This window comes from Alteromonas lipotrueae (assembly GCF_019249255.1).
Lineage (GTDB): Bacteria > Pseudomonadota > Gammaproteobacteria > Enterobacterales > Alteromonadaceae > Alteromonas > Alteromonas lipotrueae.
Genome location: NZ_JAESDJ010000001.1, coordinates 169,590 through 187,645, shown reverse-complemented (window position 1 = coordinate 187,645; position 18,056 = coordinate 169,590). Strand labels below are relative to the sequence as shown.

Genomic DNA, 18,056 nt, shown 5'->3' with positions numbered 1-18,056 from the left:
TGTTGATGTATAAGTCCTAAGGACTTATACATCAACACTATTTAATGATTTACTTCAAAACAATTTATTAGTTTCCCTCAGTCTAATAAAATAAATCCCCCTTTCTAAGAGCGTGCGTTATAAGCTAATTTTTAATTTCAACAGAATGCTAAGCTAACGTCCTTAGGACGTTAGCTTAGCATTCCTGAGTGAAGTTGTCAAAAAATGAAAAAATTCAGATATAACAAAGTATTAATAAACTCATGGCTTAAACTATTCTAAGATAAAAATTTGACAAAACAACAAAACAAAGGTATAAGTCCTTAGGACTTATACCTTTGTTATTGATGGTGACTATGGAAACAATTTCTTTAAAAGAAGCTTTAAGACTTTCTATTATTAATACTCACAATAAACCGGTTATTACAGAAGTCGAAGTCACGAAGTACCTATACCGACTGTATAAAGAAAAAAAATATAATGACATCAAAATAGGAAAGATTACTAAAAGCGAACCTGATTACTTCGTAATCCGCAATAATCTTGCAGATCTCATATCTTTGGGGGTCATTCAACAAGTTCAGACTCTCCCTTTATATAGCTTAACGAGCTACTCTTCACCCTCAGCTCAACAAATTGCTTGTTCCGCTAACCCGTTTAGTTATGTTGCCTATCTAAATGCAATGGAAATACATGGCTTAACAGATAGAATCCCTAAATCTCTTGAAATGATAACCTGCTCAAGTACTAAATTTAAAGAATTAGCAAATGAGCAAGTAAATAGTGAGTTTCCTGAAGCACTTGAAAAAGGCCCTATTACACCTAAAAGGGTCCTAAACTTGCCCAAAATTGATGGAAAGCGAATTGAGTTTCATCAAAAGAAAAATTTTAATCTGCCTAAGGAGAAGCAAAATTCGAACGGCATAAGGGTGCCTTCAATAGGAGATACTTTCTTAAGTATGTTACAAGATCCTGAATTATGTGGCGGCTTTAGCCATGTGTTGGAAGTCTTTGAAGAATACGCTGAAGATTACTTGGCATTAATAGTTCGATCTATTACGAAAAATGGAACTTCTATGGATAAAGCTAGAGGAGGATATATTTTAGAAGAGCTTTTGGGGATCTCGCATAAATCCATAGATGAATGGAAAAAAAGCGTAAAAAGAGGCGGTTCAAGAAAGTTAATCGCATCGAAACCTTACGTTAATGTATTCTCTGAAACTTGGTGTATATCTTTAAATAATAAGTAGGGAAGTTAATCAAATGGAATATGATATTGAGCTTTGGGTAGCTGACGCTCCTCAAGACCGAAAAGAGTTTAGGCAAGCTATTCATACAATATTGCATGCAATATCAGAAAGCGAATACCTCAAGCCAAAAATGATAATTAAAGGAGGTATGTTAATAGCCATTAGGTATAAGAGCGATCGATTTACAGAAGATATTGATTTCTCTACTTCTGAAAAGTATCAAGATCTTAATACTCAAGAGTTTCAAGAAGAACTAAAAGATGCCTTACTAATTGCATATGATGAACTTCAATATGGGGTTAAATGTTCATTACAATCCTTGAAAGTGCAACCAAAAAATCTACTAGAAAAAGCAACTTTCCCTTCACTTAAGCTCAAAATCGGATATGCAAGTAACTCTAATGCTGCGGCAATGAAGCGATTAACAGCTGGTAACAGCGCCAATACCGTAAAAATAGATTACAGTTTTAATGAAATCACACACAAAATTGATGACTTAGTTCTAGATGATGGTTCTGTTCAAGCGTATGGGTTTGAAGATCTAATAGCTGAGAAGCTCCGATCAATGCATCAACAAGTTACTAGAAACAGAAGTCGTCGACAAGATGTATATGACTTGCACTATTTACTCAGCAACTCATCAACCGTTACCGAAGAAGAAAAATTAAACATACTTCTTTTTCTGTTTGAAAAGTCTGAAAAAAGACTTCCTGATGGCTTTATTAACCAAAATTCACTAAATAACGTAGAAATAAAGACTCGTTCACAAGAAGAATATCAGTTGTTGGCTAAAGAAATTGAGGGTGACCTTCCCGACTTTGAAAGCATATTTACTCACGTAAAAACCTTTTATGAATCCTTGCCATGGGATCAGTATGTTAAAAAATAACTTCCAATTCTCAGTCAGAGGAACAAGAAATACCCAACTGGATCGGGTTGGTTATCATCAAGGGGAAAATTGGACTTTCGCTTATATCTTAGATGGGCTAGTCGAAACAACTCCTCATTTTGTTGACTGTGTTGATAGAAATTTTAAAAGAGCTTTTAAGACTATAGAACGACGCCAATCCCTGAATTCAATACGAGATCTAGCTATAAACGCAATTATTAAAAATGTAGTGAATGAGGGGAAAGCTAGTATTGCTTTGCTAATCTGTGTCGATGGAAAGGTTTTAACACTTACTGTTGGAGATACACGAGTGTACTTCTTGAATGAAAGAACTCGCACTATTGATCATTCAAGAGCACAAGAATTGATTTCATCAGGAAAGTTAAATGAATCACTTTTAAACCAGAACAGTTTTAGAAAATATCTTACTAAAAGTGTATGTAAAGATATGGCAGAAGTTGAATTAGACGAACGAATTCACAATCAAGTACCAGAAGGTAGCAAATTTATAATATGCTCTGATGGCTTTTGGAGTAGCTTTGACGATGACGAAGAAATTTATAATTTTAATAGTAAAACTTTAGAGGCCTACTTAAGTGCTTTATCCATTGAGAACCTTTCAGATAACACGAGCGTAATGCTATTAAAGAAAGAATAAAAAGTTTGATTACCAACGGATACTGACGGTGTAGGTACCAAGAGATTTTTTTCGTACCTTGATATGTATTAATTTAAAACCAAGAAACTTTAAATTAGACAAAAAATAAGAACAGCCCACTTTAAAGTGGGCTTTGGATATCTATTAAACGCTTTATTTACTGTAAACGACTTATTTAATCCCAGTAAACGTTTTATTTACTCAAATCACTTAGTTCGGTGTTATACCGTTATGGTAAACATCTTGTACGTCGTCGCAGTCGTTCAGCATGTCCATGAATTTTTCAAACATCGGCATATCTTCTTCGCTGATTTCTGATTCCGTTTGCGGGATCCAGCTCATCTCTTCTGCGTCAAAGCTAATATCTGGGTAAGCTTCAGTAAGGGCAGTTTTAACTTGGAAGTACTCAGTATGCGGTGCATAAACGGTAATTTTTCCGTTTTCGCCTTCCACTTCAGTCACATCAACATCCGCTTCCATTAAGACTTCCAAAATAGCGTCTTCGTCGTCACCATCAAACTGGAATACGGCTTGATGATCGAACATGTGCGATACCGCACCTTGAGCGCCAAGCTTTGCATTAGTCTTCGTAAAGCAGTTACGTACTTCAGTAATAGTTCTGTTAGCGTTGTCAGAAAGACAATCCACAATTACCATACAGTTGCCCGGGCCAAAGCCTTCATAACGCATTGGTTGGAAGTCTTCACCTGCGCCACCAGCGGCTTTATCAATAGCTTTATCGATAACGTGACCGGGTACTTGGTCTTTTTTCGCTTTTTCCATTAAACGGCGAAGCGAAAGGTTAGTATCTGGATCGGCGCCACCGTTTTTAGCGCACACGTAAATTTCTTTACCGTACTTAGAATAAACTTTAGTTTTCGCGCCAGCGGTCTTGGCCATGGCGGCTTTTCTTACTTCGAATGCTCTTCCCATCTTAAGATTCTCTTTTTTACAAATGGAGTTCTGCCATCAGTAGCAGAAAAAATTGGGCAAATTCTACCGATTTTATGCCCAACAATACAGTGCCACGGGCACTCTCGCTGTTTTTATTGGTTAAGGTAAGTGCTCAGTAGCTAAGTATTCGTGCGATTGCATTTCACTTAAACGGCTTAAACAGCGCCTAAATTCAAAGTTAAGCAACCCCTCACCGTACAAATTCTCCATCGCAACTTCGGCAGAAATAATCAGCTTTACATGGCGTTCGTAAAATTCATCTACCATGGCAATAAAGCGGCGTGCAACATCATCATTGTGTTGCCCCATTTCTTTTACGTTTGCCACTAACACCGAATGGTAACAACGACTTAGCTCTATATAGTCGCTTTGGCTTCGCGGCCCACCACATAGTGCATTAAACTCTATCATTAACACGCCATCGGCATCTCTAAGCGTGTCTATTTGTCTATTATTAACTTCTATCGTTTCGTTTTCAGAACCCGCTTCAGGCGCCAACTGTACAAAGTAACTATGCAAATTCTTAATCGCATCCCCATCAAGGGGGTAATGATAAATTTCAGCTTGTTCAAGGGTTCGAAGACGATAGTCCACACCGCTATCTACGTTTATTACTCGTGTATTTTGATTTATTAAATCGATAGCAGGTAAAAAGCGTGCTCGCTGAAGGCCATTTTTGTATAAGTCATCCGGTATAATATTTGATGTAGCCACCAACACGATGCCATAACCGAAAAGTTCTTCCATTAGCGTGCCTAAAATCATGGCATCGGTAATGTCTGATACAAAAAACTCATCAAAACAAATCACCTTAGTTTCTTTCGCTAACTTGGCGGCAATCGTTTTTAACGGGTCTTGTGCGTTAGTAAGCTGCTTGAGCTCGTCATGAATGCGGTGCATAAACCGGTGAAAGTGCACGCGCATTTTATTTTCAAATGGCAGGCAATCGTAAAAGGTATCTACCAAGTAGGTTTTCCCTCTGCCTACGCCGCCATAAAAATAAATACCTTGAATGCCTGCGTTCTTTTGACCCTTACCAAACGCCGACTTAAGTTTTACCCGCCACGTATGTTTTTTCTCTGGCTGGGTTAACTCCTCATATAAACGCTGTAATTCTTTAACTGCATTTTCTTGTGCTGCATCGTACTGAAACTCAGGCGACGTCAAATCTGCTTGATATTTTTCCCATGGCGTCATCGCCTATTCCACTCCCGCAAAATGTCAATAGTGGCCGTGGCTGCACCGACCTGCTTGAAATTATCAATTATGACCTTAATTTTAATGGAAATCACGGTAGAATCGTACCTAGTTAATTTGCATAGCTCGTATAAACACAATTAATGCGATCTCTATGCGCTTTTCATACCGGCTCTTGCTATATTCAAGTAATGGTCGAATGCATTAAGTGGCACGTATCAAGGTCTACTTAATGTGAGTAGTACGTTAATTCGGAGAATAGAATGGAACTGTTAGTGTCTCTTGCTTTACTAGTGGTGGGGTTAATCATTGGCTTTTTTATAGGTCGTTTTGTACAAACCAAAACGGGTGGGAATAGTGCGGCTCAAACTGAGCAGCAAGTGAAAGAGATATTAGCTCAGCAAGCTCAACATCACATTCATCAAACTCGTCAAAGCCTAGAAGGTATTGAAAGTCAGTGCGAAACGCTGAAGCAACAAATTGAAGAGTACGAAGCACTGCTTTCGCAAAGTAGTGACAATGAAGATGCCAAAGTGCCCTTCTATGGTGAACAGGCAACCTCTTACCTTCGCAACAATTTGAAAAGTTCTGAAAAGTCTAAAGTGAAAAAAGTATCCGACACCCAACCAAAGGATTTTGCAAATTCAGGGTCGGGTCTATTCGTCGGCGGTTCTGAGCAATCTACCGCAGATAAGTCATAACTTAGGAACTTTTTCAGTTATTTCAGAGTCTTTAATTAAATGATTCAATATCGCAATAACCTGAAGGAGTATAAGCGAGCATGAAAGTGTCTTTTCGTCAGTATGTCGTGGCGTCTGCAGTATTAGTAAGTTCTCTTGGCTTTAGCGTGAACTCTTATGCGGCGTTGCCGTTTTTTTCAGATAAAAAGGATGAGGTGCCGTCTCTAGCCCCAATGCTAGAAGAAGCAACACCCGCAGTTGTAAGCATTGCCGTTGAGGGAACCCAAACTTCTCGTCAACAAGTGCCAGAAATGTTTCAGTATTTTTTCGGCGCACCGCAAGAACAGGTTCAAGAGCGACCGTTTAGGGGCCTAGGCTCAGGTGTTATTATTGATGCGGATAAAGGCTATGTGGTAACCAATAATCACGTTGTCGATAATGCCGATGAAATTACTGTCAAGCTTACCGATGGCCGTGAGTTTAAAGCGAAAAAGCTCGGTTCTGATGAACAAAGCGATATTGCATTGTTAAAAATTGATTCCGATAACCTCACTGCATTACCGTTGGCCGATTCAGATGCATTACGAGTGGGTGATTTTGTGGTAGCAATTGGTAACCCCTTTGGTCTGTCACAAACGGTTACATCAGGAATTGTTAGCGCGCTTGGCCGCTCTGGTTTAAACATTGGTGGCTATGAAGACTTTATTCAAACCGATGCCGCTATTAACCGAGGAAACTCCGGTGGGGCCTTAGTCAGTTTGCGCGGCGAACTCGTCGGTATAAACACCGCAATTTTTGGCCCTAATGGCGGTAACGTGGGAATTGGCTTCGCTATTCCTAGTAATATGATGAAAAGCTTAGTTGATCAAATTGCTGAATATGGTGAAGTTCGCCGTGGCTTACTCGGTATTCTGGGCAGCGATATAGATGCAGGCCTTGCAGAAGCCATGAACGCTGATGTTAATATTGGTGCGTTTGTAAGTGAAGTAACCCCAGACTCCGCTGCTGACAAAGCAGGCATTCAAGCGGGTGATATTATTACTGGTATTAATGGTAGAAACTTGCATAGCTTCCAAGAATTACGAGCTAAAATATCTAGCATGGGCGCGGGTGCTGAAGTTGAACTTACCATCATGCGCAAAGGCAAGAAGATGGATATGGATGTTGTGCTTGGCGATGCCACACAATCAACCGTCACGGCTGCGCAAATTCACCCTGCATTGGAAGGCGCTACGTTAACCAATGGCAGTGATGAAGCGGGCAATGCTGGCGTGGTTATCTCTGAACTGGCTAATGGCAGCCCTGCTGCGCGTATTGGCTTGAAGCCTGATGATATTGTTATGGGTGTGAACCGTTTACGTACCCCTTCAGTGGCTGAGTTTAGAGATGCGTTAGATAAAGCAAAAGGGGTTATTGCCCTTAATGTTAAACGTGGAAACTCAACGCTTTACCTATTGATTCGTCAATAGCTGTCATAAAGCTATACATTAAAACAGCGCCTTTAGGCGCTGTTTTTTTATGCGTAATTTACTGAAAGTGTAGGTCTACCGTAAAATGCCTATGCCCAATCGGATTAAAGACGACAGATTGACGGATAAGGTGATATCCTTTAACTTAATCAAATAAAAAATACCATCAACACAAAGCCTTATTTTGCCAACTATCTTGGCTCAAATTTGTGGGCTTAAGTGCTTTGGCATTAAAAACAATGTAAGTGTGGCTTGTGACTGGCAGCTCGATAGTTAATTTCATTATAAAATCAATATTTCTTGGAACAATAGTAGCCTTGCTTCTGTTGTTTTTACTGCCGGATTTACGTCAAGGTAGCGGCCTTACACAAGGACTTTTCACCGAGCCCTCTGTGAGTGCTAGCCGTGAAAGCTATTTTGCCCCCTTAAGCCGCTCTGCCCCTGCGGTAGTGAATATTTATAGTGTCAGTATCGAGAACGACACTGGCTTGTTCCGCAATCAGCCCAGAGAGCGCGCCAGTCTAGGTTCAGGCGTCATCATGACGGAAAACGGCTACATTCTTACTTGTCACCATGTAGTAGAAAATGCTGATAGTATTTATGTTGCGGTGCAAGACGGAAGAATTCTTGAAGCCCAGATTGTTGGTAACGACCCCCTTACCGATTTAGCGGTATTGAAAGTTACAGCAGATAACTTACACATTATTCCCCAAGTTTCTGAGCCAGATATTCACGTAGGTGATGTGGTAATGGCTATCGGTAACCCCTTCGATTTAGGCCAAACGATTACTCAAGGTATTGTGAGTCGCGCTGGACGCAACGGTCTATCTAACTATGTTGATTTTATTCAAACCGATGCCGTGCTGAACCAAGGGAATTCGGGCGGTGCACTGGTTGATAGCAACGGTATATTACTGGGTATTACCAACGCGAATTTCCAAGTACGTGATTCTCGTAATCGTGTTCGTAATGTAGATGGCATTAACTTCGCGGTACCTTACGAGCTCGCCAAGCGCGTGATGGACAAAATTATCAATAACGGCCGTGTTATTCGTGGTCAGTTAGGATTTATTGGTGGTGAGTATCGCAACCGTCCCGGTATTGAAGTAACGGCGGTAGCTAACGGTAGCGCTGCAGATGAAGCTGGCTTGCAACCAGGTGATATAATATTGGCCATTGACGGTATTCGTTTGGAAAGTGCATCCAAAACACTTGATATGATTGCAGAAACCACTCCGGGTACTACCTTAGAGCTGGAAATCAGCCGTGGTGGAAACCCGCTTACTATTCATGCATTAGTTGCTGAGCTGCGTGCCCAAGAGTAAAGCGCTGTAGCGCAAGCGAACGCTAACGAGTAAGAGCATTGGTATCGAGCATAAAAAAGCGCCTTATGATAAATAATCATAAGGCGCTTTTTTCATGGGGAGTCGATAAGCCGCAAACTCGCTTAGCTTTTCGCTCTTTATTCCAGATTTCTATTCTTTTACGCGTTCGATGTTGGCACCAAGTGCACCTAACTTCTCTTCAATTGCCTCGTAACCGCGATCCAAATGATAGATACGGTTTACGTGAGTTTCCCCATCAGCAATAAGCCCAGCTATCACAAGGCTTGCAGAGGCACGTAAATCGGTTGCCATTACAGGTGCGCCCTTAAGCGCAGAACTGCCTTTAGACATCGCAGAGTTACCTTCAAGGGCAATTTCAGCGCCCATGCGTTGTAGCTCTGGTACGTGCATAAAGCGGTTTTCAAAGATAGTTTCGGTAATCACACCAGTGCCTTCAGCTACGCAGTTTAGCGTAACGAACTGTGCTTGCATGTCGGTGGGGAATGCAGGGTGTGGCGCGGTTTTAACACGCACAGCTTTAGGCTGCTTTCCTTGCATATCTAGTTCAATCCAGTCTTCACCTAAGGTGATAACCGCACCGGCTTGCTCAAGCTTGTCGATAACCGCATCTAACGTTTCTGGTGCAGCGTGAGTACAACGAATTTTACCGCCAGTTACCGCTGCAGCTACTAGGAACGTTCCTGTTTCGATTCGATCTGGCAGAACACGGTAGTCACAACCATTTAGGGTTTCTACCCCTTCGATAGTAATTTTATCAGTTCCCGCGCCAGAAATAACCGCGCCCATCTGAATAAGACAGTTAGCTAAATCGACAATTTCAGGCTCACGCGCAGCGTTTTCTAACACGGTTGTACCGTCTGCCAACGCAGCTGCCATCATCAAGTTTTCGGTAGCACCAACGCTAACCATGTCCATGAAGATGCGTGCACCTTTCAAGCGACCATCAACTTCAGCGCGAATATACCCTTCATCTACTTCAATTTTAGCGCCCATTTTTTCAAGGCCGGTTAAATGAAGATTAACGGGTCTTGCCCCTATAGCGCAGCCACCAGGAAGCGATACGTTTGCCTTACCTTGCTTTGCAAGCAAAGGGCCAAGCACTAGAATTGAGGCACGCATGGTGCGTACTAACTCGTATGAAGCTGTAATGCTTTGCAGCGTACTTGAGTCTAAGACCACATCGTTCAGTGCAGGTTGCGCTACTTCAACGCCTAACTCTCGTAATAGTGCCACTGTGGTATTAATATCACGCAGTCGAGGTACGTTGGTATAACGACATGGCTGGTCGCTAAGCAAACTGGTCATTAACAATGGTAATGCAGCATTTTTAGCACCGGAAATACGCACGGTTCCCTGTAGTGCAGGGCCTTTCTTTATAACAAGTTTATCCACGAAAAAAGACCCGCTTACTGAGGAATGTGAAACTGGCGCTCACGCTCCCAGTCTTTTACTGAAAAGGTTTTGATGGTAATGGCATGCATAGAACCATCGGCAATCTTATCTGATAAGGGTGCATAAACGGCTTGTTGGCGCTTAACACGGCTCATTTCATTAAATATATCGCCAACGGCGATAATGTTGAAATGAGATCCTTCGCCTTTAACATGAACTTCGTGAAGCTCTAAGGCGTCGGTGAGAATTTTTTCAATTTCGGACAATTCCATAACTTACTTCTTTACCTGCTTGTTCTTTACCTAGCTAATTAGGATCATTCTACTGGTAAAAAGCCATCAACGTCGCTTATTTTAGCCAGTTTACGTAATTTTTCTGGGGGTTCACGCAAGCTAACATTAATCCCCTCACGCTTTCCATCCCTAATTGCGTTTAATATCCACGCTAACCCAGCACTGTCTACTCGCTCAACATCGCCTAAATCTATACAACACATGCCTGCTTTGGCCAAGACGGCGCTTTGCGATGAGGTTAAACTTTCCCAAAAGTTTTTAGTCAGCGTGTCACGATCTAAATGACCATGTACACTGACTTGGGCGTTATCGTTAACCTGAAAAAGGCTCACGCAGCATCTCCGTCGAAATCGATAGGTTCATCTTGGTTTAGCTCAACAGGCTTACCAATCTTATCTCTCATTAATGCAATGACGGCATCAATACCGTCTTGACGAAGAATAGATTCAAACTCACTGCGCTTACTATTTAGCATGCTGATACCTTCAGCTACCATGTCGTATGCTTTCCACTCATTTGTTTTTGAGTCTTTACGTACTTTAAACGCAATTTTAATTTCGGGGCGCTTTGGATCTTGTACTACAGCACGAACCGTCACTGATTTTTTATCATCAAACGACGACTCAGGCTCAAACTGAACCGTTTGGTTATCGTAGTAACCCATCGCAACCGCGTAAGACGTAATTAGGTATTGTCTGAATACGGTTATGTATTCACCCATTTTTTCTTGTGGAACCGATTTGAAGTGCTTGCCTAATACCATGAAAGCAGCAAATTTATAGTCGATATGAGGTACTAGCTCTTCTTCCATAATAGTGCGCAACATTTCAGGGTCCGCTTTAACCGCTTCTTGGTTCGCTTTAATTCTATCGAAGGTTTTAGAAGCAACGCCTTTAACCAACTCATACGGGTTTTGCTCGTTGATTTCTTGAGCTTGTGCCACTCCCACTAAAGAGAGCATCCATACACTCATTATTACCATTAATTTTTTCAATGCTTATCTCCTGAAACTAAATTCTTATTACAACAGACCTGACAATTCCCTTTTTGGTTTCATCAGGTCTTTATTAATTCTAATTAACGTTTGTATTCTTACTCTTCGTCACTCCCGCGACTAAATAAGAATTGTCCTATCAAATCTTCTAAAACCAACGCCGATTTTGTGTCTTGTAAGTAATCGCCGTCTTTGAGGTTTGCGACCCCGTCAAACGAGAACCCAGGCTGGAAGCCTACGTATTGCTCGCCCAGCAGGCCAGAGGTCAGTATGGAAACCGAGCTGGTTTCTGGAAAGCCGTCGTAGCTTTTCAAAATTGACAACTCTACTACGGGCGTGAAGTCTTCTTGATCAAGTGTGATAGAAGTAACACGACCCACGTTTACGCCCCCCACCTTCACCGATGAACGTGCTTTCAAGCCACCGATGTTATCGAACTTAGCGTACAAGGTGTAGGTATCACCATCTCCACCAACCGATTGATTTGCCACTTTCAATGCCAGTAACATCACAGCAGCAATGGTTAATACAACGAACATGCCAACCAATACTTCAGATTTATATTTATTCATGACTTAACCCTACTCAATGCCGAACATAAGGGCGGTAAGCACGAAGTCCAGCCCTAATACTGCTAATGAAGAATACACTACAGTTTCTGTAGTAGCTTTGCTGATCCCTTCCGACGTTGGAATAGAATCGTAACCCTTAAATATGGCTATCCAGGTGACAACCAAGGCAAAAACAAGGCTTTTAATGATGCCGTTTACCACATCTTCGCCCCATTCCACCGTAGACTGCATAATTGACCAATAACTGCCAACATCTACACCTAACCAATCAACGCCCACTAGGTGACCGCCCAGAATACCTACTGCACTGAATATCAGCGCTAGCATTGGCATTGAAATGATGCCCGCCCAAAAGCGAGGCGCGACAATACGCCTTAGCGGGTCAACCGCCATCATCTCTAAACTGCTAATTTGTTCAGTTGCCTTCATTAAGCCAATTTCTGCGGTTAGTGCAGAACCAGCTCTACCAGCAAACAATAATGCGGTAACTACAGGACCAAGCTCACGAAGCAGCGATAACGCCACCATAGGACCTAAGCTACCTTCAGCGCCGTAATCAACTAAAATAGTATAGCCCTGCAACGCCATTACCATGCCAATAAACAATCCTGACACGATAATAATTAACAAAGACTGAACGCCCACCACATGAACCTGTTTAATGGTAAGCGGAATATTTTTTAATCTAGGAAGGGCAAGTAGCGCTCCCATTAACATGTAGGTAGCGCGGCCAATAGCGGTTAATTTGCCAATGGTCTTAGCGCCTATCGATTGGAAGAACTTCATTTATCCCCTCCGAAAAAGGTATTTTCTATATCCGGAGCAGGGTAATGAAACGGCACTGGGCCATCTGCCTTACCTTTTAAGAACTGCTGAACTAACTCTGAGTCGCTTTCTCTAATTTGCTGCGCGGTTCCTTCACCAATCACCCGCTTGTCTGCCAAAATATAAATATAATCGGCAATAGTGAGCACTTCCGTCACGTCGTGGGTTACCACTACGCTGGTTAAGTTTAGTGCGTCGTTAAGCCCTCTGATTAATTTAACCAGTACACCCATGGAAATCGGATCTTGGCCGGCAAATGGTTCGTCGTACATAATAAGATCTGGGTCTAACGCAATCGCTCTGGCTAATGCTGCTCGACGTGCCATACCACCAGAAAGTTCGCTTGGCATTAATTGCGCTGCACCTCTTAGCCCTACAGCCTGTAGCTTTAATGCGACAGTCGTGGCGATAAGATCTTCTGATAATTTGGTATGTTCACGTAGTGGAAACGCCACATTGTCAAAAACCGTCATGTCCGTGAACAAAGCTCCGCTTTGAAAAAGCATGCTCATTCGACGACGTGCTCGATAAAGTTCTTTACGGCTCATGGCAACGATAGAGTCACCATCAAACTGTATATCACCTTCATCTGGCGTTAATTGCCCGCCTATAAGGCGCAGTAAGGTGGTCTTCCCTATACCACTGGGGCCCATAACGGCCGTAATTTTTCCTTTCGGAATGCTCAGCGTAATACCGTCATAGATAACACGGTCTGCGCGTCGAAAGGTTAGGTTGTCTATCTCGACTAAATGGTCCATAGCGATTTTATTTATCGACCCTTGAATAATTAGTGATACCAGCAAAGCAAGTAATGACAAACATTACTCACTTCCTATAGATGTAAGGTTTAAGCTACTTAAGTCGCCTTTAACGCTATATTGTTTTCCATAACTGCTAAGGCAAGTTCTATGCCTTCGAGTACATTAAATCGATAAAGTTTACTGAGCAGTGTAATTTAGTGTCATTGTACGCTTTTTCAAGCGCGGCACAAAAGCAAAACGTTACAAGTTATGTTCGATTTATACGAATTTACAAAATTCGAATGATTTTCAATCAGCAAGCCTGATAAAAGGGACACTTAATACCACCTTTACTAAAATAAGCGATAGTTCCCATAGGCAAATGGCATTGTTTTTGCGACAATCTTGTGAAATTCCTAACTATGCTGGTTGTTGTGTTTTTAAACGTAGTCATTTTTTTAGTTGGACTGATTGTACTTAGCTGGAGTGCAGACCGTTTTGTTTACGGTGCATCAGCGTTTGCCAAGAATATTGGTATGGCGCCCATGATGATAGGCTTAACCATTGTCGCAATGGGGTCGTCTGCGCCTGAAATCGTGGTATCAGCCGCGGCGTCTATTAACGGTAATATGAATACCGCTGTAGGTAATGCGTTAGGCTCGAATATTACTAATATTGCCCTTGTGCTTGGTATTACTGCGCTAGTTAAACCACTCCTTGTTGCCTCCTCTACGTTAAAGCGTGAACTCCCTGCCCTGCTTGTTATTACCATCATTGCTGTTGCTTTTCTTTTCGATGGCGAGCTTACTCATCTGGAAGGCATCATCCTTATTAGCCTCTTCGTGATTGTTTTAGGCTTAATGGGTTGGTTGTCTATGAAAGTAGATAAAGAAGACCCGTTAGTGAGCGAGACCACAGATGAAATCCCCAACGATGTACCCACCTCCTCTGCTCTTTTCTGGATTGTAGTTGGCCTAATACTGTTACCGTTAAGTGCACACTTCTTAGTGGGTTCAGCAGTAGAAATAGCCAAATACCTAGGTATGTCAGATTTAGTTATCGGCCTAACCATCATTGCTTTAGGCACAAGCTTGCCCGAACTGGCTGCCAGTATTGCTGGTGTGCTTAAAGGCGAAGACGACTTGGCCTTGGGGAATATTATTGGTTCCAATATTTTCAATTTACTTGCCGTATTAGGCATGCCTGGCTTAATAGCCCCTGGCGCATTAGACCCTGATGTTTATAACCGCGATATGTTCGTTGTGCTCGGGTTAACCCTATTACTGTTCCTGTTTAGTTTCACCTTAATGGGTAATCGACGAATAAGCCGAAGAAATGGCGGCTTATTGATTGCTTGCTTTATTGGTTATCAATTTTGGCTTTTTGCGTAATGTCACAAGAAAATAGCTTCATCACTTCAGCAAAGCGTGTCATAGAAATAGAAGCGCAGGCAATATCAGCGCTTTCATCTCGCATGGACGAAGACTTTGTTACTGCATGCACCTTGTTGCAAAATTGCGCGGGCAAGGTGGTGGTGTGCGGCATGGGTAAATCTGGGCATATCGGGCATAAGATTGCTGCAACGCTTGCCAGTACCGGAACACCATCGTTTTTCATGCACCCTGGCGAAGCCAACCATGGCGACTTAGGCATGCTGAGTAAAGGTGATGTGCTACTCGCTATTTCCAACTCTGGTGAAACCGCAGAGCTGGTTAATTTACTGCCTATCGTAAAGCGTTTGAGCGTGCCTGTTATTGCGATGACGAACAGCGTAACCAGTTCATTAGGCCAACACGCAGACGTGGTATTGAATATCAGTGTTGAAAAAGAAGCCTGCTCTTTAGGCTTAGCACCTACCTCTAGCACTACCGCCACCTTGGTAATGGGTGACGCCCTTGCCGTAGCGCTACTTGATCGCAAAGGTTTCACCTCCGACGACTTTGCGCTTTCTCACCCAGGTGGCAGCTTAGGCAGAAAATTACTGCTTAAAGTGAGTGACATCATGCTAACGGGCAGCGAATTACCCTTGGTAGACGAAAACGCCCTCGTTGCAGAAGCACTATTAGAAATCTCCAAGAAAGGCTTGGGTATGACAGGGGTTATCGATAGCCACGGCATATTGATTGGAATTTTCACCGATGGTGATTTACGCCGTATTTTAGATGCACGTATAGACTTGCATACCGCTACGGTTACACAGGTTATGACCAAGGGCGGCAAAACAACCATGCCAGAGCAGCTCGCCGTCGAAGCGCTAAACTTAATGGAAACTCATAAGATAAGCGCGCTTATGGTAACGGATGAAACCCGCAAGCCCGTGGGCGCGTTCAACATGCATATGCTACTTAAAGCGGGAGTTTTATAATGAGAGACACCCAATCAACCGTAAATACACTCTATACCGCTATGTCAGAGGCTTTGTATTTATCGCTGAAGCACGTTCGCTTATTAGTGTGTGATGTAGATGGCGTGTTTTCAGATGGCCGTATTTACCTCGGTAATGCTGGCGAAGAATTAAAAGCATTTCATACCCGCGATGGCTACGGCGTTAAAGCCCTTGTGAATTCTGGGGTAGAGGTAGCAGTCATTACTGGCAGGCGCTCTGCCATTGTCGAAAATAGAATGAAAGCGCTGAATGTTGCGCACATCGTACAGGGTGAAGAAAATAAATCTGACGCACTTGCTGAACTGATGGCTCGCTTATCACTTAAACCCGAGCACGTGGCGGTGGTAGGTGACGATATGCCAGATACGGGCATGTACCCCCACGCAAGCGTAAAAATTGCAGTAAAAGACGCACATCCTACGGTTGCACAACAAGCAAATTGGATCACTACTTTGCCAGGCGGCTTTGGTGCAGTACGCGAAATATGTGACACCCTGCTTCAAGCAAACGATAAGCTTCACGGTATTCAAGGTGCTAGCGTATGAAGGTATTAGGCTTTGACCGGTTAGGCTTAAGTATTTCGGTGTTATTTATATTGGCATCCGCCATGTATATTCCGATTTGGATGGAAGAAGATCCTACCCAGCAAACTGACCAAGGATTGGATGCATTAAAGCCCGCGTACAAAGCAAAAAACTTAACGACCACCTTATATAATCAAGACGGCCAATTAAATCACAAAGTATTTGCGGCATCGATGGAACATTACGACCAATTGGGCTTTGTTTTATTCCAAAAGCCCAGATATACATTATATACCGACGACGCACAGTCACCGTGGGAAGTCACCGCAACAGAAGGTACTTTGTACAATAACGAATTGATACAGCTAGAAAATAATGTCGTTATTGAAAACCAAAGTGTCGATGACTTTGTAAGGACAATACGTACAGCGTTTATAGAGATAAACCTGTACACTAAGCAAATGACATCTGATCAGCCCGTGGAAATACGTGGCTTACAATATGTGATTAACAGCAATGGGTTTAACGCCAACTTGCGTACCCAGGAATACGAGTTAATAGACCATGTACAAACCATTTATTCGCCTAGCCACTAAAGCATTAGCGACCAGCCTCGCTGTTAGCCTTTTCTCTACTGTGGCTTTAGCGGCTGAAAGCGACTTCAACAAACCGATTAAAGTTGACTCTAAATCGCAATTTGTTGACGGTAAAAACAAAACTTCATTGTTTAAAGATGATGTACGAATTACCCAAGGTTCTTTGGTGATAAATGCCGATGAAGTTGAGGTTATTGCCAGCGAAGGAGATGGACGAGAGATATTTGTTGCTCGCGGCAAACCTGCCAGCTACTCGCAAAAATTAGAAGATGGCGCCCCCGTTACCGCCAAAGCCAACGAAATACGCTATGAAGTGGTAAATCGAACTATTTCTTTACAAGGGAATGCAGAGCTACAGCAAGATACCAGCAAAGTACAAGGCGACAAGATTACTTTCGACATGGTCACGGAACAATTGCTTGCAACAGGCGGCGAAGACGGTGAAGGTGGTAGAGTAACTACGGTATTTACGCCTGAGGCAATACGTAAAGCGTCATCGAATAACGAAGGCGATAAGGCGGACGGCAACTAATCATGGCAACGTTGAGCGCACAGAGTCTTGCAAAGGCGTATAAAGCCCGTCAAGTGGTTCGCGATGTAAGCTTATCAGTTTCGACTGGGCAAATCGTTGGATTACTCGGCCCCAATGGTGCCGGTAAAACCACAACTTTTTACATGATTGTAGGCTTAGTACCCCTTGATAAGGGCAAAATCAGTATTGATGACAGCGAATTAACCCATGAGCCCATGCACGAGCGTGCACGACGCGGAATTGGGTATTTACCGCAAGAGGCCTCAATTTTTAGAAAATTGACGGTGTTTGAGAACATCATGGCTATCTTACAGACCCGTAAAGGGTTGAGTTCAGCGGAACAAGAACAAGAAGCCGATGCGCTACTTGATGAATTTAATATTAACCATATACGTAATAGTACGGGTATGAGTTTATCCGGTGGTGAACGTCGCCGGGTAGAAATCGCGCGAGCATTAGCCGCTGATCCGCAATTTATTTTGCTTGATGAGCCATTTGCTGGTGTTGATCCTATATCGGTTAATGATATAAAGAAGATCATTCAACATCTTCGTGACAGAGGAATTGGAATCCTCATCACCGATCACAACGTAAGAGAAACACTGGATGTGTGTGAGAAAGCGTATATTGTGAGCCAAGGCGAACTCATCGCGCAAGGGACAGCAGAACAAGTTTTAAGTAATCAGAAAGTAAGGGATGTATACCTAGGAGAACAATTCAGGCTATAGTTACTGTAACCGAATTGTCATTTTCAGTTTTAAGCACGGGTATATTCACAAC

Annotated in this window: 21 protein-coding genes; 12 read left to right on the top strand and 9 right to left on the bottom strand. The window is 42.6% G+C overall.

Annotated features, from left to right (window positions below; genetic code table 11):
• Positions 1-335: 335 nt before the first annotated feature.
• From KYS23_RS00800 to KYS23_RS00790, 3 genes are read left to right on the top strand one after another with little or no spacing between them, the layout of a single operon-like run.
• Positions 336-1,229: a type IV toxin-antitoxin system AbiEi family antitoxin domain-containing protein gene (locus KYS23_RS00800; RefSeq protein ID WP_159528853.1), complete on the top strand. Its 894-nt coding sequence runs from the start codon at positions 336-338 to the stop codon at positions 1,227-1,229.
• Positions 1,230-1,242: 13 nt separating this feature from the next.
• Positions 1,243-2,118, top strand: a complete 876-nt coding sequence (locus KYS23_RS00795) for a nucleotidyl transferase AbiEii/AbiGii toxin family protein (protein WP_159528851.1) — start codon at positions 1,243-1,245, stop codon at positions 2,116-2,118.
• The gene (locus tag KYS23_RS00790; RefSeq protein WP_159528849.1) at positions 2,105-2,776 is read left to right on the top strand and encodes a PP2C family protein-serine/threonine phosphatase; all 672 of its coding nucleotides are present in this window, start codon (positions 2,105-2,107) and stop codon (positions 2,774-2,776) included. The genes KYS23_RS00795 and KYS23_RS00790 overlap by 14 nt, the downstream gene beginning before the upstream one ends.
• A 210-nt stretch (positions 2,777-2,986) precedes the next feature.
• Here the strand turns inward: KYS23_RS00790 and KYS23_RS00785 are convergent, their stop codons facing one another.
• Positions 2,987-3,709 (bottom strand): YebC/PmpR family DNA-binding transcriptional regulator, encoded by a 723-nt coding sequence (locus tag KYS23_RS00785; RefSeq protein WP_159528847.1) that lies wholly within the window; start codon positions 3,707-3,709, stop codon positions 2,987-2,989.
• A 120-nt stretch (positions 3,710-3,829) separates the two neighbouring features.
• On the bottom strand, positions 3,830-4,927 hold the full coding sequence (gene zapE, locus KYS23_RS00780) for a cell division protein ZapE (RefSeq protein ID WP_218417894.1): 1,098 nt from the start codon (positions 4,925-4,927) through the stop codon (positions 3,830-3,832).
• 263 nt (positions 4,928-5,190) lie between these two features.
• On the opposite strand from zapE, the gene KYS23_RS00775 reads away from it, so the two are divergent.
• The 3 genes from KYS23_RS00775 to KYS23_RS00765 all read left to right on the top strand — a co-directional run bounded on the left by KYS23_RS00775 (position 5,191) and on the right by KYS23_RS00765 (position 8,401).
• Positions 5,191-5,628, top strand: coding sequence for a ZapG family protein (locus KYS23_RS00775; protein ID WP_218417893.1), 438 nt, complete (start codon positions 5,191-5,193; stop codon positions 5,626-5,628).
• 86 nt (positions 5,629-5,714) lie between these two features.
• Complete coding sequence (locus KYS23_RS00770; RefSeq protein WP_373996586.1) at positions 5,715-7,076, top strand: DegQ family serine endoprotease; 1,362 nt, start codon at positions 5,715-5,717, stop codon at positions 7,074-7,076.
• Positions 7,077-7,330: 254 nt separating this feature from the next.
• Positions 7,331-8,401, top strand: coding sequence for a trypsin-like peptidase domain-containing protein (locus KYS23_RS00765; protein WP_159528839.1), 1,071 nt, complete (start codon positions 7,331-7,333; stop codon positions 8,399-8,401).
• 150 nt (positions 8,402-8,551) lie between these two features.
• On the opposite strand, the gene murA is transcribed toward KYS23_RS00765, so the two are convergent.
• The 7 genes from murA to mlaF form a co-directional block, all read right to left on the bottom strand.
• Positions 8,552-9,814, bottom strand: a complete 1,263-nt coding sequence (gene murA, locus KYS23_RS00760) for a UDP-N-acetylglucosamine 1-carboxyvinyltransferase (RefSeq protein WP_159528837.1) — start codon at positions 9,812-9,814, stop codon at positions 8,552-8,554.
• Positions 9,815-9,828: 14 nt separating this feature from the next.
• Positions 9,829-10,086: a BolA family protein gene (locus KYS23_RS00755; protein ID WP_126872504.1), complete on the bottom strand. Its 258-nt coding sequence runs from the start codon at positions 10,084-10,086 to the stop codon at positions 9,829-9,831.
• A 44-nt stretch (positions 10,087-10,130) separates the two neighbouring features.
• Positions 10,131-10,439, bottom strand: a complete 309-nt coding sequence (locus KYS23_RS00750) for an STAS domain-containing protein (RefSeq protein ID WP_159528835.1) — start codon at positions 10,437-10,439, stop codon at positions 10,131-10,133.
• On the bottom strand, positions 10,436-11,089 hold the full coding sequence (locus KYS23_RS00745; protein ID WP_373996587.1) for an MlaC/ttg2D family ABC transporter substrate-binding protein: 654 nt from the start codon (positions 11,087-11,089) through the stop codon (positions 10,436-10,438). The genes KYS23_RS00750 and KYS23_RS00745 overlap by 4 nt, the downstream gene beginning before the upstream one ends.
• A gap of 110 nt (positions 11,090-11,199) precedes the next feature.
• On the bottom strand, positions 11,200-11,673 hold the full coding sequence (gene mlaD, locus KYS23_RS00740) for an outer membrane lipid asymmetry maintenance protein MlaD (RefSeq protein ID WP_159528831.1): 474 nt from the start codon (positions 11,671-11,673) through the stop codon (positions 11,200-11,202).
• A 9-nt stretch (positions 11,674-11,682) separates the two neighbouring features.
• Entirely contained in the window at positions 11,683-12,459 is a 777-nt protein-coding gene (gene mlaE, locus KYS23_RS00735) for a lipid asymmetry maintenance ABC transporter permease subunit MlaE (protein WP_013785352.1), read from the bottom strand.
• On the bottom strand, positions 12,456-13,256 hold the full coding sequence (gene mlaF / locus KYS23_RS00730; protein ID WP_159534367.1) for a phospholipid ABC transporter ATP-binding protein MlaF: 801 nt from the start codon (positions 13,254-13,256) through the stop codon (positions 12,456-12,458). The genes mlaE and mlaF overlap by 4 nt, the downstream gene beginning before the upstream one ends.
• Positions 13,257-13,672: 416 nt before the next feature.
• Here mlaF and KYS23_RS00725 point away from each other — a divergent pair, with 416 nt between their 5' ends.
• The 6 genes from KYS23_RS00725 to lptB are packed head-to-tail and all read left to right on the top strand — an operon-like array spanning position 13,673 to position 18,004.
• The gene (locus KYS23_RS00725) at positions 13,673-14,629 is read left to right on the top strand and encodes a calcium/sodium antiporter (RefSeq protein WP_218418044.1); all 957 of its coding nucleotides are present in this window, start codon (positions 13,673-13,675) and stop codon (positions 14,627-14,629) included.
• Entirely contained in the window at positions 14,629-15,603 is a 975-nt protein-coding gene (locus tag KYS23_RS00720) for a KpsF/GutQ family sugar-phosphate isomerase (RefSeq protein WP_159528829.1), read from the top strand. Before KYS23_RS00725 ends, KYS23_RS00720 begins: the two co-directional genes overlap by 1 nt.
• Entirely contained in the window at positions 15,603-16,169 is a 567-nt protein-coding gene (gene kdsC / locus KYS23_RS00715; protein ID WP_218417892.1) for a 3-deoxy-manno-octulosonate-8-phosphatase KdsC, read from the top strand. The genes KYS23_RS00720 and kdsC overlap by 1 nt, the downstream gene beginning before the upstream one ends.
• Positions 16,166-16,744 (top strand): LPS export ABC transporter periplasmic protein LptC, encoded by a 579-nt coding sequence (lptC, locus tag KYS23_RS00710; protein WP_159528825.1) that lies wholly within the window; start codon positions 16,166-16,168, stop codon positions 16,742-16,744. Before kdsC ends, lptC begins: the two co-directional genes overlap by 4 nt.
• Entirely contained in the window at positions 16,713-17,276 is a 564-nt protein-coding gene (lptA, locus tag KYS23_RS00705) for a lipopolysaccharide transport periplasmic protein LptA (RefSeq protein WP_159528823.1), read from the top strand. The genes lptC and lptA overlap by 32 nt, the downstream gene beginning before the upstream one ends.
• A gap of 2 nt (positions 17,277-17,278) precedes the next feature.
• The gene (gene lptB, locus KYS23_RS00700) at positions 17,279-18,004 is read left to right on the top strand and encodes an LPS export ABC transporter ATP-binding protein (RefSeq protein ID WP_057793757.1); all 726 of its coding nucleotides are present in this window, start codon (positions 17,279-17,281) and stop codon (positions 18,002-18,004) included.
• The last annotated feature ends 52 nt before the right edge of the window (positions 18,005-18,056 follow it).